At 72.7% G+C, this 15,094-nt stretch carries 16 protein-coding genes; 2 read left to right on the top strand and 14 right to left on the bottom strand.

Features of this window, described 5'->3' with window-relative positions; translation table 11 throughout:
• Window positions 1-31 precede the first annotated feature (31 nt).
• The 6 genes from BZB76_RS08805 to BZB76_RS08780 all read right to left on the bottom strand — a co-directional run bounded on the left by BZB76_RS08805 (window position 32) and on the right by BZB76_RS08780 (window position 5,770).
• Window positions 32-742, bottom strand: a complete 711-nt coding sequence (locus BZB76_RS08805) for an HAD family hydrolase (protein ID WP_121433798.1) — start codon at window positions 740-742, stop codon at window positions 32-34.
• 135 nt (window positions 743-877) lie between these two features.
• The gene (gene pruA / locus BZB76_RS08800; protein ID WP_121433797.1) at window positions 878-2,509 is read right to left on the bottom strand and encodes an L-glutamate gamma-semialdehyde dehydrogenase; all 1,632 of its coding nucleotides are present in this window, start codon (window positions 2,507-2,509) and stop codon (window positions 878-880) included.
• Window positions 2,510-2,576: 67 nt separating this feature from the next.
• Entirely contained in the window at window positions 2,577-3,083 is a 507-nt protein-coding gene (locus BZB76_RS08795; protein ID WP_121433796.1) for a DUF6912 family protein, read from the bottom strand.
• Between the two features lie 23 nt (window positions 3,084-3,106).
• A complete protein-coding gene (locus BZB76_RS08790; protein ID WP_121433795.1) occupies window positions 3,107-3,772 on the bottom strand; it encodes an HAD family hydrolase in 666 nt (221 codons plus the stop codon).
• A 94-nt stretch (window positions 3,773-3,866) separates the two neighbouring features.
• Entirely contained in the window at window positions 3,867-4,763 is an 897-nt protein-coding gene (locus BZB76_RS08785) for an N-acetylmuramic acid 6-phosphate etherase (protein ID WP_121433794.1), read from the bottom strand.
• Entirely contained in the window at window positions 4,760-5,770 is a 1,011-nt protein-coding gene (locus BZB76_RS08780; protein ID WP_246006836.1) for a MurR/RpiR family transcriptional regulator, read from the bottom strand. Before BZB76_RS08780 ends, BZB76_RS08785 begins: the two co-directional genes overlap by 4 nt.
• A 61-nt stretch (window positions 5,771-5,831) precedes the next feature.
• Between BZB76_RS08780 and BZB76_RS36335 the strand changes: the two genes are divergently transcribed.
• Window positions 5,832-7,202 carry a BadF/BadG/BcrA/BcrD ATPase family protein gene (locus BZB76_RS36335; protein WP_281273857.1) on the top strand — a complete coding sequence of 457 codons (1,371 nt, stop codon included), beginning with the start codon at window positions 5,832-5,834 and terminating at the stop codon, window positions 7,200-7,202.
• A gap of 296 nt (window positions 7,203-7,498) precedes the next feature.
• Window positions 7,499-9,136: a glycoside hydrolase family 3 protein gene (locus tag BZB76_RS08765; RefSeq protein ID WP_246006835.1), complete on the top strand. Its 1,638-nt coding sequence runs from the start codon at window positions 7,499-7,501 to the stop codon at window positions 9,134-9,136.
• Between the two features lie 5 nt (window positions 9,137-9,141).
• Here BZB76_RS08765 and BZB76_RS34650 read toward each other — a convergent pair whose 3' ends face one another.
• Genes BZB76_RS34650 through nagA form a run of 8 tightly spaced genes read right to left on the bottom strand, consistent with a single transcriptional unit; the run spans window position 9,142 to window position 14,992 of the window.
• Window positions 9,142-9,300, bottom strand: coding sequence for a hypothetical protein (locus tag BZB76_RS34650; protein WP_170180552.1), 159 nt, complete (start codon window positions 9,298-9,300; stop codon window positions 9,142-9,144).
• A complete protein-coding gene (gene ptsP / locus BZB76_RS08760) occupies window positions 9,297-11,021 on the bottom strand; it encodes a phosphoenolpyruvate--protein phosphotransferase (RefSeq protein ID WP_420534776.1) in 1,725 nt (574 codons plus the stop codon). The genes BZB76_RS34650 and ptsP overlap by 4 nt, the downstream gene beginning before the upstream one ends.
• A complete protein-coding gene (locus BZB76_RS08755; RefSeq protein WP_121433793.1) occupies window positions 11,018-11,290 on the bottom strand; it encodes an HPr family phosphocarrier protein in 273 nt (90 codons plus the stop codon). Before BZB76_RS08755 ends, ptsP begins: the two co-directional genes overlap by 4 nt.
• 50 nt (window positions 11,291-11,340) lie before the next feature.
• Window positions 11,341-12,021 (bottom strand): HAD family hydrolase, encoded by a 681-nt coding sequence (locus tag BZB76_RS08750; RefSeq protein ID WP_121433792.1) that lies wholly within the window; start codon window positions 12,019-12,021, stop codon window positions 11,341-11,343.
• Between the two features lie 4 nt (window positions 12,022-12,025).
• Window positions 12,026-12,475 carry a PTS sugar transporter subunit IIA gene (locus tag BZB76_RS08745; protein WP_121433791.1) on the bottom strand — a complete coding sequence of 150 codons (450 nt, stop codon included), beginning with the start codon at window positions 12,473-12,475 and terminating at the stop codon, window positions 12,026-12,028.
• Between the two features lie 18 nt (window positions 12,476-12,493).
• Window positions 12,494-12,727: a PTS sugar transporter subunit IIB gene (locus tag BZB76_RS08740; protein WP_117398742.1), complete on the bottom strand. Its 234-nt coding sequence runs from the start codon at window positions 12,725-12,727 to the stop codon at window positions 12,494-12,496.
• Window positions 12,728-12,776: 49 nt separating this feature from the next.
• The gene (locus BZB76_RS08735; protein ID WP_246006834.1) at window positions 12,777-13,835 is read right to left on the bottom strand and encodes an SIS domain-containing protein; all 1,059 of its coding nucleotides are present in this window, start codon (window positions 13,833-13,835) and stop codon (window positions 12,777-12,779) included.
• Window positions 13,832-14,992, bottom strand: a complete 1,161-nt coding sequence (gene nagA / locus BZB76_RS08730; RefSeq protein ID WP_121433789.1) for an N-acetylglucosamine-6-phosphate deacetylase — start codon at window positions 14,990-14,992, stop codon at window positions 13,832-13,834. The genes BZB76_RS08735 and nagA overlap by 4 nt, the downstream gene beginning before the upstream one ends.
• Window positions 14,993-15,094: the final 102 nt, after the last annotated feature.

The raw sequence follows: 15,094 nt of genomic DNA, 5'->3' as shown, positions 1-15,094 counted from the left end.
GCCAGGCGAGCGCAGTGGGCCGTTCCTGCAATTAAAGGCGGGTCAGGTCTGCTACGGCGCTTACCACGGCGTTGGTGTCGGTGAGGGTGGCGAGGACGCGTTCGGCGCCGGCGGCGCGTAGTTCGGCCTCGGTGGCGCTGCCGGTGGCGACGGCGATGATCGGCGACCCGGCGATGCGGGCGGCCTGGACGTCGCGGGGTGAGTCGGCGATGTAGACGGTCGCGGCCTCGTCGTAGCGGGCGCCGTGCCGTTCGCCCGCGCGGGTCCGGGCGAGTTCCAGCAGGGCGGCCTTGCTGTAGACGCCGTCCTCGTAGCCGCCCGAGTCGAGGTCGAGATGGTCGGCGAGCCCCAGCTCGGTCACCTTCAGGACGGCGTTCGGCCGCACCGATCCGGTCAGCACCGACTGGACGACGCCCGGCACGTGCGCCAGGGCCTCGACGGCCTCACGGGCTCCGGACAGGACCCGGCCGTGGGCGCGCAGGTCGGCGCGTCGTACCGCGAGGGCGGCGGTGAGGGCGGTGATGAAGGCCGCCAGATGGTCATCGGTGGTGATGACGTCGTTGAACGCGAGCGTCTCGAAGATGATCTCGGACTCGGTGCGGCCTGGGGTGGGCGCGAGCCGGACGAGGGGCCGTCCGACGGTCCGCTGGAACGCCTCGGCATAGGCGTCCCGGGTGACCCGTCCGACGTCGACCAGGGTCTGGTCGATGTTCCACAGCACCAGCCGGTTCAGCGTCGACATCCCGTTCCCATGCGAGGTCGGTGGAGCGTTGGACGGGCGGCGCGCCGGCACCGGCCCGCCCCCGCCGCGGGGGGCGGGGCGAGCTTATCGTCCGGCCTCACGGGCGCCGTCCGCAACCGCCCCGGTGGCGGCCGGTCAGGAGTTCATGTGCGGGTAGCGGTGGTCGGTCGGCGGGACGAGCGTCTCCTTGATGGAGCGGACGCTGGTCCAGCGGGTGAGGTTGAAGATCGAGCCCGCCTTGTCGTTGGTGCCGGAGGCGCGGGCGCCGCCGAAGGGCTGCTGGCCGACGATCGAGCCGGTCGGTTTGTCGTTGATGTAGAAGTTCCCGGCGGCGAAGCGGAGCGTGTCGGTGGCGGCGGCGATCGCGGCACGGTCCTCGGCGATGATCGAGCCGGTCAGGCCGTACTCGGAGACGCTCTCCATCTGGTGCAGGACGGCGTCGTACTGCCCGTCGTCGTAGACGTGCACGCCGATGATCGGGCCGAAGTACTCGGTGGTGAAGATCTCGTCGGTGGGGTCGGACGACTCCAGCACGGTCGGTGTGACGAAGTAGCCGCGCGAGTCGTCCAGCTCGCCGCCCGTGAGAATCTTCATGGACGCGATGCCGCGGGCCCGTTCGATGGCGCGGCGGTGCTTGTCGAACGCCCGGTCGTCGATGACCGCGCCCATGAACAGGGAAAGGTTCTCGGCGACGTTGCCCATGGTCAGGGACTCGGTTTCGGCGATGAAGTCGTCCCGCATCCTGTCCCAGACCGAGCGCGGGATGTAGGCGCGGGACGCGGCGGAGCACTTCTGTCCCTGGTATTCGAAGGCGCCGCGGACGAGGGCGGTCTTCAGCACCGCCGGGTCGGCGGACGGGTGCGCGACGACGAAGTCCTTGCCGCCGGTCTCGCCGACGACGCGGGGGTAGCCCTTGTAGGCGGAGATGTTCTCGCCGATCGTCCGCCAGAGGTTCTGGAAGGTGGCGACCGAGCCGGTGAAGTGGAGGCCCGCCAGGTCGGGGTGGCGCAGGGCGACGTTGGAGACCGCCCGTCCGTTCCCCGTGACGAGGTTGATCACGCCGGGCGGCAGCCCCGCGGCCTCCAGCAGCCGCATCGTGAAGTGGGCGGCGAGCTGCTGGGTCGGGGACGGCTTCCAGACGACGACATTGCCCATCAGCGCGGGCGCGGTCGGCAGGTTCCCGGCGATCGCGCTGAAGTTGAACGGGGTGATCGCGAGGACGAAGCCCTCCAGCGGCCGGTACTCGAGGCGGTTCCACACGCCCGGCGACGACAGCGGCTGGATCTCGTGGATCCGCTCCGCGAAGCGGACGTTGAACCGCCAGAAGTCGATCAGCTCGCAGGCCGCGTCGATCTCGGCCTGCTGCACGGACTTGGACTGTCCGAGGATCGTCGCGGCGTTCAGTGTGGACCGCCAGGGCCCGGCGAGCAGGTCGGCGGCGCGCAGAAAGATCGCGGCCCGGTCCTCGAACGCCATGGCCCGCCAGCCGGGGGCCGCCTCCCGGGCCGCGGCGATCGCCTCGGCCACGTCCGGTTCGGTGGCGTCGCCCATCCGGCCGAGGACGTGCGCGTGGTCGTGCGGCTCGACGACGTCGATGGGGGTGCCCGCGCCCATGCGCCGCTCGCCGCCGATCGTCATGGTCAGCTCGGTCTGCTCGCCGCGAAGCTCCTTGATCCTCGCCTCCAGCGCGACCCGTTCGGGGCTGCCCGGCGCATGGCTTCGCACCGGCTCGTTCACCGGTGTCGGCACGGTGGTGACGGCGTCCATCTGACGACTCCCTGCACATTCGACGGCTTTGTCGACGTGTCAGGGGCCCTACCCGCCGGCACCCCGATCAGTCGAGGAGGTGCGGGAGTTCCTGGGTCGCGTACCAGAGGAGTTCGTGGCCCTCGGCGCCGTCGACGGTGAAGCGGGCGTCGTCGTCGCCCGCGTCGGCGGCGGGCAGGGCCTCGGCCGCCGCGGCGATGTCGGCGACGGCGGCGGGGTCGTCCACATGACCGGACGCGATCCTGCCCCACGGAACGGCCGCGGACACCTCGACCAGGGCGCGGTCGTCGTTGCCGAGTTCGGCGTTCCCCGCCCAGGAGACCGCCTGGTCGGGCACCTCGACGGCCAGCACGACACGGCGGCGCGGCACCGACGGGTCGGCGGCGAGCAGGCGCAGGGACGCGCGGGCGGCGGCGGACATCGCCGCGTACTCCAGTTCCTCTAGGTCGCCGCCCGCGTACCACTCGCGCAGCGCGGGCGTGACCGCGTGGGCGGTGAGCGGCGCGGGACCGATCTCGCGGGCGGCGTGAATTCCGGCGAGGAGGGTGAGCGTGGACGGCAGATAGACGCGCATGACGGCGCCAGTCTGCCAGACGGTCAGGGCAGGACGTTCAACGCGCGCAGTTCGGCGATGGTGGTGTCGGAATCGGTGTGGTGGATGCCGTGGAAGCCGAGTTCCTCGGCGGCGCGGACGTTGTGATCGATGTCGTCGATGAAGACGCACTCCGACGCGTCCAGGCCGAGGAGGGTGAGGGCGTGCCGGAAGATGCGCTCGTCGGGCTTGCGAGCGCCCACCTCGGCGGAGATGACGATGGCGTCGAAGTGCTCGGCGAACAGGTCACGGGGGTAGTGGTCGCCCCACGAATTGGACAGCAGAGCGGTACGGGCTCCGGCGGTGCGGGCCGCGCGGAGCGCGTCGTACATCGGCTGGACGGGCGCGAACCCGCGGAACATGCGCGGGACGAGCCCGGCGGCCTCCACCGGACCGCCGTCGGCCGTGCGCAGTTCGGCCGCGAGGAGGCGCTCGAACTCCTCGGTGGGCAGGGTGCCGTCCTCCAGCCCGTGGATCGGGTTGGTGCCGGCACCGTCGTAGGCCTGCTCCACCCAGGCGCGCATCACGGTCATATAGCGTTCGGCGTCGATGCGTTCCGCGGTGAGCCAGGCGTTGACCGCCTCCTGTAGAGGCGTGGTGAGGACGCCACCCCAGTCGGTGACCACGGCCTTCACCCGGACCTGTCCGGTGTGCTGCTGTCCGGCGTGCATGGCCTTGATCGTACCGAACCCCGTTCTGCCCGGGAGACTCCGTTCGTCCGCAGGCCGCCGGCCCCAACTACCGGCCGCCTCGGACCCCGAAATCTCAGGCTGATCTGAGTCGTTGAAGAGCCTCTCGTACGCCCCCGTCGGTCTCTTCCAGCAGTACCGTCGCGCGCGACGCGGGAACCTCGCCGAGGAGCGAGACCAGCGCGACGCGCGTGTTCCCCCCCGCCTCGGCCAGCGCGTTCTCGCAGATCTGCGCGTCCATGCCCGTCGCCTCGGTGAGGATGCGCACCAGCCTGGCGCGCAATTTCGCGTTCAGCGCGTTCACGCTGACCATCAGGTTGGAGTACGTACGGCCCATCCTGATCATCAGTGTGGTGGAGAAGGAGTTGAGCACGAGCTTGGTCGCCGTGCCCGCCTTCATCCGGGTGGACCCGCTGATCACCTCGGGCCCGGTGGCGAGCCCGATGTGCACCTCGACCTCGTCCCCGTACGGGGTGTGCGGGTTGCAGCTGATCAGCGCGGTACGGGCGCCGACCGCGGCGGCGGCGCGCAGCGCGCCGACCACGTAGGGGGTGCGTCCGCTCGCCGCGATGCCGATGGCGATGTCACCGGACCGGACGTCACGGGCGTCCCGGCGGCCGAGTTCCACGTCGTCCTCGACGTCGGAGACCGCCTGGGACAGCGCGCCCGGCCCCCCGGCCTGGTGGGCGACCACCCGTCCCCAGATGCCGAACGTCGGGGGCAGTTCGGCGGCGTCCAGGACCGCCAGCCGCCCGGACGTGCCGGCGCCGAAATAGTGGACGCGCCCACCCGCGCGCAGGGACACGACGGCGAGGTCGACCAGCCGGGCGACCTCGGGCAGGACGGAGGCCACGACCGTCGGAACGGTCGCGTCCTCGGAATTGATCAGGCGCAGCACCTCCAGGGTCGGCAGCGTGTCGACGTCGAGGGTCCGGGGGTTCCGGCCCTCGGTGGGGAGCTCGCAATCGATCACCGACGCCTCCGGTCGGGTCGCACGGTCCGGCCGCGGACCGCCTCGAATGTGGCCTCCAGAGCCTTGCGGGTCGGCCCGTAGGTGCGCTGCGCCACTCCGACGAAGACGCAGTCGACCACCGTGAGCTGAGCCAGCCGGCTCGCGGTGGCGCCGGAACGGAACGTCGTCTCCCGCGCCGCCGTCGTCAGAATCAGATCCGCCACCTCCGCGATCGGGGACTTGGGAAAGTTGGTGATGGCCACGGTGGTGGCGCCCCTGCTCCGGGCGACCGCCATGGCGTCGATGGTCTCCACCGTGGCGCCCGTGTGGGAGATCCCGATGGCCACGCTCGTGCCGCCCAGCACGGCGGCGCTGGTGAGCATGATGTGGGCGTCCGACCACGCCGAACAGATCCGGCCGATCCGGTGCAGCTTCTGCTGGAAGTCGGCCGCGACGAACGCGCTGGCGCCGACGCCGTAGACGTCGACGCGGTCGGCGCCGACGAGCGCGTCCACGACCTGTTCCAACATCTTGATGTCGAGCTGCGACGCGGTCTCCTCTACGGCCCGCGCGTCGGCGAACGTCACCTTCTCGACGATCTGCTCGAGCGAGTCGTCGGGGCTGATGTCGCTGCCGATGATCCGGCCGCCCGCGGCGCTCTGCGCCCGTCCCGCCTCCGTGGCGAGGGTCAGTCGCAGTTCGGGATAGCCGTGGAACCCGATCGCCCGGCAGAACCGGATGACCGTGGTCTCCGACGTGCCGCAGGTCTGCGCGAGTTCGGTGATGGTGGAGTTGGCGACCCCTTCGGGGTCGTCGATGACGCGTTGTGCGACTCGCCGCTCCGCGGGAGGCAGCGAGGGCAGCAGCGAGCGGACCCGCACCACGGTGCTCAGCGGCGTGCTGTCCTTCTCTCCTTCGGTGGGTGGGCGTTGGGACGCCGCCTGGTCCCGTGGTGAACCGGGCTCCCCCGTGATCCCCCGCTCGGGGCCCTGCTCAAGGCTCCGCTCGGAGCCGATGGGTTTCCTCATGATGGAAATTTTCTTACGTGCGAGATGTCACGTCAACGGTAGAAAAGGCTACGGTCGCCATGTGTTGACCCATTTGGCCGGTCCTTACGTGGTCGGTATCGACGCGGGTGGCACGAAGACCCGCTGCGTCGTACTGACGCTGGGGGGTGCTCTGGCCGGTTCCGGCACCGGCCCCGGGGCCAACCCCAACTCCGGAGGCGACACCGCAGGGGCGCTGACCACAGCCCTGCGGGAGGCGCTCGGGGACCTCGACCGTACCCATATCCTCACCGGCGTGTTCGGCATCGCCGGTGCCGGCTCCGCCGGCCGGCCCGCCGCCGTGGCTGCGGCGCGGCAGGCCTGGCAGGCCGTCGGCCTGCGCGGATCACCCGCGGTGGTGACCGATATCGCGGTGGCGTTCGCCGCGGGGACCAGCGAGCCCAAGGGCATCGTGGTGTTCTCCGGCACGGGCGCCGGCGCGGCGGTCATCAACGACGGGACGATCGTGCAGCGCGCGGACGGCTACGGCTGGCTCGTCGGGGACGAGGGTTCGGCGGTCTGGCTCGGGAAGGAGGCCGTCCGGGCTGCGCTCGCCGCCTACGACGGCCGCGGCTCCCCGACGCTGCTCACCGATTCGGTCCCCCGCGCACTGCTCGGCGCGACCGTGGTCGCGGAGTTCGACGCGGAACGGCGAAGACCTCGCCGACCGAGGGCGCTGGCCATGGCCGGCGCCCCTTCGTCATCACCGGGCGGTCCCATGCTGTCGCAGACCGCGGCGCTCGCCTCCGGAGCAGGCACCCCCATCGGGAGTGGCACGGGCACCGCCGTGCTCCTCCCCGAGTCCCCCTGTCCACCGCCCGGCGAAGGGTCCGGCGCTCCGTCCGGGAACGGGCCCTGTCCGCCGCCCGGAAGCGTTCCGTATCCGGCGTCCGGGAACGGCTCGACCGGGCCACCGGGCCGTCCGGGCTCGCACGGACCACCGGGCTCGCTCGGACCACCGGGCTCGCTCGGGCCGCCGGGCCGTCCGGGGTCGCATGGCCCGCGCGGTGATCCCGGACCACCGGGCCATCCCGAGATTCCCGGCACCCCGCCCAATCCCCGTCTCGCCCAGGCCATCATCAAGGAGGTGTACGGCCGCCCGCCCGCGGCCCTGGGCCGGCTCGGCCCCGTGGTCGCCGCCGCCGCGGCCGCCGGAGATCCGGTGGCCCGGCGCATCACCGAAGAGGCCGCGCAGTGGCTGCTCCGCGACGTGGACGCGGTGCGCCCGGCCCTGTCCGATCCCTGCGCACCGGTCGTCATGCACGGCTCGGTGCTGCGTGAAGGTCCCGTCGCCGAGGCCGTCCGCACCGGGCTGCGCGATCGTTTCGCCGCGGCGCCGCGCTGTGCGGGCGACGGAGCCGTCGGCGCGGCCGGGCTGGCGCTGCGCCGCCTCGGCCACCCGCTCCCCGGCTGAGCCACCGCGCCCCGCCGGATCCGGCCTCGGCCGTCAGGTTCCAGCCCCGGCCGAAAATTCCCGAAATTTCAGACGGTAACCAGACCGTCCGGGTTCATCGCGATGGACCCCACAAGATCCACACCAGTGGTCCTGGGGTCCATCGTGATCGGAGTGGTACCAGAGGGACGGCCGTGGACCATGATGCCCCTGCGGGTGCCCGTGTGGGTGTCCGTGAGCGTCCCTTCGCGAAGCCGTGTTAACGTCGCCGCGTTCGATCCGAAGAGGAACCGAGACCATGTCGGGGGGCCTGGTCAGTGCGTGTTTCACGACCGCTCGCGCTCGCGGCGACGCTGACCGTGGCGCCCGCCATGGCGCTGGCCGCGGGCTGCGACGACGGGCCGGCGCCGCCCGCCAAGAACGGCTCGCCCTCACCGACGGCCAGTGCCGCGCCACCGCCGGACGCGTGGATCCCCGGCCATGTCGCGAAGATGAGCGTGGCGGAGAAGGTCGGCCAGCTGTTCGTACCGCGGTTCTCCGGCCGCGCCGACGCCCTTGAAAAGATCAGGAAATACCATGTCGGCGGCCTGATCTACTTCCCCGAGAACTTCGGCTCCCCGAAGCGGACCGCCGCGGAGTCGAACGCGCTGCAGAAGGCGTCCAAGATCCCGTTGCTGCTCGGCGTGGACGAGGAACAGGGCATCGTCTCCCGCACGCCGTTCGTCACCGTCTTTCCCGGCAACATGGCGCTCGGCGCGACCGGCAGCCCCGCGGACGCCCAGGCCGCCGCGCGCGTGACCGGCACCGAACTGCGCGCGGTCGGCATCAATCTCGACTACGCGCCCGACGCCGACGTGAACGTGAACCCGCGCAACCCCGTGATCGGGCTGCGCTCGTTCGGCGCCGACCCCGGGCTCGTGTCGAAGCTGACGGCCGGCGCGGTCGACGGCTACCAGGACGCCGGGGTCGCCGCGGCGGCCAAGCACTTCCCCGGGCACGGCGACACCGCCACCGACAGCCACACCGGCCTGCCGGTGATCAGACATTCGCGGCCGATGTGGGAGCGGCTGGACGCGCCCCCGTTCCGGGCCGCGATCGCCGCCGGGGTGGACATGATCATGACCGCGCATATCGAGGTGCCGGAACTCGACCGGTCGGGCGACCCGGCCACGCTGTCGAAGACCGTCCTCACCGGGCTGCTGCGCGGCGCCCTCGGCTACCAGGGCGTGATCACGACGGACTCGCTGGAGATGGCGGGCGTGCGGAAGAAGTACGGCGACGCGGCGGTGGCGGTCCGCGCGATCGAGGCGGGCGCCGACCAACTGCTGATGCCGCCGAGCCTGCCGCGCGCCTACCGGGCGGTCCTGGCGGCCGTCCGATCCGGAAGGATCCCGGCACAACGCCTGGACGCGTCGGTCACGCGCATCCTGCGGCTCAAGCAACAGCGCGGCCTGTTCCAGCGGGCGACCGTCGACCCGGCCAGAACCGGGGCCGTGATCCGCACGGCCGCGAACCAGGCCGTCGCCCGCCGGGTCGCCGAACACGCCGTCACCCTCGTCCGCAACGACCGGAACCTGCTGCCGTTGAAGGGCCGGAAGGTCGCCGTCACCGGGCCGGGAAGCGGAACACTCGGCGCGGCGCTGCGCCGCCAGGGCGTCACGGTGACGTCCCCGGCCGCCGCGGACGTCACCGTCCTGACCACCGAGAACGCGGGCGCGGCCACCGCCGCCCGGATCCGGGCGCTCGGCCCGAAACCGGTGGTGGTCGCCGCGCTCGGCCGCCCCTACGACCTCAACTTCGCCGGGGGCGCGGACGCGGCGCTCGCCACGTACTCCGACAGCACGGTGTCGGTCACCGCGCTCGCGAAGGTGCTGAGCGGCGCGGTGCGACCGACGGGCAAGCTGCCCGTCCCCGCGGCCGGGAAGCGGGTCGGCCACGGGCTGAGCTACCGGTAGGTCGGTCACTCCCCGGCCCCCGCGGCGTCGATGGCGGGGACACGCAACCCGGCGCAGACGGGCGGTGGCGACGCCGAAACGGCGATCACGACGCAGACGGCGAACACGTCCCCGACCGCCGGCCAGGGCAGCGCGACGCCGACCCCTCGCCGGGGCCCGGTCACACCCCCAGTTCGGTGAGGCCGGGCAGGTGGGCGCGGGCGGCGTCGCGGGCCTGTTCCGCGGTGCGCGCCGCGCGGGCGGCCGACGCGGCCTTGCGACATTCGTCCAGCGTGTGGCGGGCGAGGGCGGCCCGGACCAGCGGCAGCGACGGCGCGCTCATCGACAGCGACGTCACGCCGAGGCCGACCAGCACGCAGGCGAGTGCCGGGTCGGCCGCGGCCTCCCCGCAGACGCCGCAGGGGACGCCCGCCGAGGCCGCCGGGGCGACCAGGTCGAGGACGGCGGGCTGCCACGGGTCCTGGAGGTGCGCGAGCCCGCCGACCTGGCGGTCCGCCGCGCACGCGTACTGGGTGAGGTCGTTGGTGCCGAGGCTGAAGAACTCCACCTCGGGCGCGAGGTCCCGGGCGCGGAGCGCCGCGGCGGGCACCTCGATCATCACGCCGGGATGTTCGATGCCCGCCTCCCGGCAGGCGGCGGCGAAGAAGGCGGCCTCGTCGGCGTCCGTCACCATCGGCGCCATGACCTGGAGTTTCACGGTCAGGCCGGTGGCGGCGCGGGCGAGCGCGGCGAGTTGGGCGGCCTGGACGTCCGGGTGGCGGCGCATCATCCGCAGCCCGCGTTCGCCGAGCGCCGGGTTCGGTTCCTCGCCGGGCGGCGGCAGGAACGCCAGGGGCTTGTCGGCGCCCGCGTCGAGGGTCCGGACGACGACACGGCCCTCGGGGAACGCCTCCAGCACCTTGCGGTACGCGTCCTCCTGTTCCGCGTCGGACGGCGGGGTCGCGCGGTCGAGGAAGAGGAACTCGGTGCGGTACAGCCCGACGCCCTCGGCGCCGTTCGCCAGCGCGGCGTCGAGGTCCTTCGGGCCGCCGATGTTCGCCAGCAGCGGCACCCGGTGCCCGTCCTTGGTGGCGCCGGGCCCGGTGGAGCCTTCCAGCGCGGCGGCGCGGGCGGCGGCCGCGGATCGGGCCGCGGTCACCTCGGCCTCGGACGGGTTCGGACGCACCGTCCCGGCGGAGCCGTCGACGAGGACGCGGGTACCGTCCGCGAGCGCCGTCGCGCCGGGCAGCGCCACGACGGCGGGCACGCCCATCGTCCGGGCGATGATCGCGGTGTGGCTGGTCGGGCCGCCCTCCTCGGTGACGAACGCGACGACCTGCGCCGGGTCGAGCACGGCCGTGTCGGCCGGGGCGAGGTCCCGGGCGACCAGCACGAACGGCTCGTCGGACTCGGGGACGCCGGGCATCGGCAGGCCGAGCAGCCGGGCGACGGCCCGGTCGCGGATGTCGTCCAGGTCGGTGACCCGGGCGGCCATGTACTCCCCGGCTCCGGCGAGCATGTCCCGGTAGACGCCGAACGCCTCGAACACGGCGCGGGCCGCGGCGGTGCCGCCGTCGATCCGGGTGCCGACGTCGTCGGCGAGGCCGGGGTCGCGGGCCATCAGCGCCTGCGCGTTCAGCACGTCACGACCGTCGGTGTTGCCGATCTCGGCGGCGCGGGCACCGCGTTCCTCCAGGTCGGCGGCGACGGCCTCCAGCGCGGCGAGCGCCGTGGCGCGTTCGGCGGCGGCGTCCCCGCCGTGCCGGTCACCGGCGGGCGGCTCGGGGACGGCGCCCGCGATGCCCCGCACCGGGCCGACCCCGACCCCCGGGCTGACTCCGGCGCCGCGCAGCACGTCCCCCGACGTGTCGCCCGACGCGCCGTTCGTTGCGTCCGACACCGTCAGGACTCCTCGGGCTCCGGCGTCGACAGCAGGGTCTCCAGGCTGTCGAGCAGTTCGTCCGCGCCCGCCCCCTCCGCCGACAGCACGACCTCTTCCCCGTGCCGTGCGTCCAACCCGAGGACGGCGAGAATGCTCTTGGCGTTCACCGGGGTGCCGCCGGGCTTGCCCACGGTCACGTCCATCGGGGCCTTGGCCGCCGTCTGGACGAACAGCGCGGCCGGCCGCGCGTGCAGCCCCACCCTCGACTGGATCTTGACATTGCGCTCGGTCACGGCACACTCCTCCATGGTGTGTTGCAGCTCGATGGCGTTCAGCTGTGTCGCTATTGGCTGTGGTTCAGGCCGCGCACCCGCAACGCGGGGCCCGGCACGACGTGGACGTCCTCCAGGTCGGGGACCACATGGTCGGCCCCGGCGAGCGCGCCCACCGGTTGCGTGGTGACGACGCCCACGCAGGTCATGCCCGCGGACTTCACGGCCGCGACGCCCGCGGGGGTGTCCTCGAACCCGACCGTCTCCTGCACGGGGACGTCCAGGTCGCGGGCGGCGGCCAGGTACCCCTCCGGGTGGGGTTTGCCGGTGACGACGTCCCCGGCCGTCACCACGATGTCCAGCAGGTCACGGACGCCGAGCTCGTCGAGCAGGCCCTCGGCGTACGAGCGTTCCGCCGACGTCACCACCGCCAGCGGGACGCCCGCGTCCGCGAGCGACCGGATCAGTCCGACCGCGCCGGGGACGGGCGCGACGGCCGGCATCCCCGGCAACGACTGGTAGGACACCACCTGCTCGAACAGTTCCTCGACCGTCCGGCCGGGGAACAGGTGCGCCAGATCCCGGAGCACCTCCATCCCACGGCGTCCCGCGAACGAGGAGATCAACGAGTCGTCGTAGGGGACGCCGTGCGCGTCGAACAACCGCGACCACTGCGCCCGGCTTCTCGGTTCGGTGTCGATGAGGGTGCCGTCGAGATCGAACACGGCGGCGCCCAGCCCGATCACCGTCATCCGTTCAGTTCCATGTGAACAGCTCTGCCCCCCGTGTCACCTCGCCCGACTCCACCACGTCCGACAGGGCGTCGGCGCCCGCGTCGAGCGCGACGACCGCGCAGACCGGCGATCGTCCGCCCGCCTCGATGACGGACGGATCCCAGGCGACGACCGGCTGGCCGGACGTGACCTGGTCGCCCTCGGACACGAGGAGCTCGAAACCCTGCCCCTTCAGTTTGACTGTGTCGATTCCAAGATGAACCAGCACCCCGTGTCCTTCTTCGTCCACGACGACATAGGCGTGCGGGTGCAGTTTGACGAGCTTGCCGGTGACGGGCGCGAGGGCCTCGCCGGGGCCGCGCTCGGGGTCGACCGCGGTGCCCGGACCGACCATGGCCTGGGCGAACACGGGGTCGGGCACGCCGGCGAGGCCGACGACCCGGCCCGCGACCGGTGACAGTACTCGGGTCATGTGAGGGGTCCTTCTGGGTCAGTCGAGGATGTCCTCGATGTCGCTGGCGAGGGTGTCGGCCTCGGTGCCCACGACGACCTGCACGACGGTGCCGCTGCGCATGACACCGAACGCGCCCGCCTTCTTCAGCGCGGCCTCGTCGACCTTGCCGGCGTCCGAGACCTCGGTGCGCAACCGGGTCGCGCAGGGCTCGATGTCCACGATGTTGTCGGCGCCGCCCAGCGCGGCGATGATGGCCTCGGCCTTGTCCATGCTTGTCCTCCTCGTTGGGGTGGGGCCCGGTTCCGCCGGGGTCCGTGGGTCAGTCCGTCTGGGTGACCTTGTTCAGGCCGCGGGGAACGTCCGGGTCGATACCGAGCCGCCGGGCCAGGTTCTCCACGAGAATCTGGCCCGGGACGATGAGGCCGAGCGGCGCCGTCCACTCGGGCAGGACCGGTCCGGGCAGCGTCGCCGAGCACGCGGCCGCCAGGTCGGGGCCGCCGCCGAGCCCGTACGCGCGGGCGCCCGCGCCCGCCACCCGGCGGGCCAGCGCGACGGTCCCGGCGAGCGTCGGGCCGGAGTCGGCGGCGACCAGCAGCGCGGGGGTCTGCGCGTCCACGACGGCGATCGGGCCGTGCTGGAGGTCGGCGTAGGACAGGCCCATCGCGTGCAGGTAGCACGCCTCCTTGATCTTCAGCGCCAGCTCCAGCGCGGTGCCGAACGCGATGCCGCGTCCGGACACGACCGCGCCCGGGACCTTGGCCAGCTCCTCGACGATCTCCGGCAGCGCCGGGGACTCCTCGGTCAGCGCGATCAGCCGGGCGACCTCGTCGGGGACGCGGCGCAAAGCGTCGCCGCCGCCTTCCACGCCGCCTTCCACGTCCGCGCCGAGACCGAGGCCGAGCACCGACAGCGCGGCGAGCTGGGTGGTGTAGGTCTTGGTGGCCGGGACGGCGATCTCGTCGCCGGCCTCGGTGACCAGCGCGACCTCCGCCGCCTCGGCGAGCGGCGACCCGGCGCCGTTGGTGACGGCGACGGTCCGGGCGCCGCAGTCACGGGCCCAGTCGAGCGTCTCGACGATCTCCTCGGTCTTGCCGGACTGGCTGATCGCGACGGCCAGCACACCGGACAGGTCGAGCTTGCGCTTGTAGGTGGTCGCGATGGACGGCGCGGCGAGCGTCGCCAGCCGTCCGGTGTGCGATTCCACCAGGTAGCGCCCGTACACGGCGGCGTTGTCGGACGAGCCGCGGGCGATGAACAGCACCTGCCGCGTCTCCCGGCCCAGGGCCGCGAGGTCGGGCGTACGCGGCAGGAGCGCGTCGATCGTCCGGCGCAGCGCGTCCGGCTGCTCGCCGATCTCGGCGCGCATCACACTGGTCATGATCCCCCTTCGAAGACTTTCTGCCCGCCCGCCCAGGTCGTACGCGCGCGGAGGTCCGGCCCGAGCCAGACCAGGTCCGCGGCGGCGCCGGGCGCGATCCGGCCGAGGTCGGGACGGCCGATGAGGTCGGCCGGTACCCGGGTCGCGGCGTCCACCGCCGTGACCGTGTCGATGCCGATGCCCACGGCGTTGCCGACGGCCTCGTCCAGGCGGAGGCCCGACCCGGCGAGCGTGCCGTCGGCGCGCAGCGGCGGGCCCTGTTCGGGCATCGTGATGGGCTCACCGCCCAGCTCGTAGGTGCCGGGCGGCATCCCGGCGGACGCGGCCGCGTCGGTGACGAGCACGACCCGTCCCGGCGCGGCCCGGAACACCAGCTCGGCGACCTTCGGCGCGACATGGTGCAGGTCGAGGATCAGACCGGGGCTGAGCCGGTCGTCGATCAGCGCCTGCACGGCGACGCCGGGATCGCGGTGGTGGACACCGGACTGCGCGTTGAAGATGTGGGTGACCATGCGGGCCCCGGCGTCGGCCGCGGCGGCGGTCTCCTCGGCGGTGGCGTCGCTGTGCCCGACGCTGACCAGCACCCCCGCCTCGGTGAGGGCGCGGACGGCGTCGAGCGCGCCGTTGCGTTCGGGCGCGAGGGTGACGAGCTTGACCAGGCCCGTCTCCAGCAGGGTCGCGACGGCCTCGGGCGCCGGGTCGGTGAGGTGGGCGGCGTTGTGCGCGCCCTTCCGCTTGTCGGACAGGAACGGTCCTTCCAGATGGACGCCGAGGACACGGGTTCCAGCGGGAAGGTTCGGGAGGATGTCGCGGGCGCGGCGGAGTGCCGCGGCCTGCGTCTCGACCGGGGCGGTGATGAACGTGGGCAGGAACGCGGTCACGCCGGTCTCGGGGAGACGGGAGACGACGGTGTGCCAGGCGGCCTCGTCGGCGTCCACCATGTCGTGGCCGTAGAACCCGTTGACCTGGAGGTCGACGAGGCCGGGGGCGAGCAGCCCGTCCGGCAGGTCGACATCGGGCGGATCGGCCGGACGGCCCTCTCCGGCCTCCACGATCACACCGTCCGTCACACGGACGTATCCCGGAGAGACGACACGGGTAGAAGTACCCGTGGGGGTAATGATCAAGCTGTGCGCTGTGATCAGCAGTGATGCCATGGCCGAACACTCTCCGTGACACGACGGTCTCGGGTTGATATGACCCGAACAACTGGTCTAGTCCGGACTAGACCAGTACGCACCATACTCCACGAATCGGAT

Origin of the sequence: Actinomadura pelletieri DSM 43383 (assembly GCF_003634705.1) — a bacterium.
In the GTDB taxonomy this organism is placed as follows: domain Bacteria; phylum Actinomycetota; class Actinomycetes; order Streptosporangiales; family Streptosporangiaceae; genus Spirillospora; species Spirillospora pelletieri.
The sequence above is the reverse complement of the archived record's forward strand: the minus strand, read 5'-3'. Positions and strand labels throughout refer to the sequence as shown.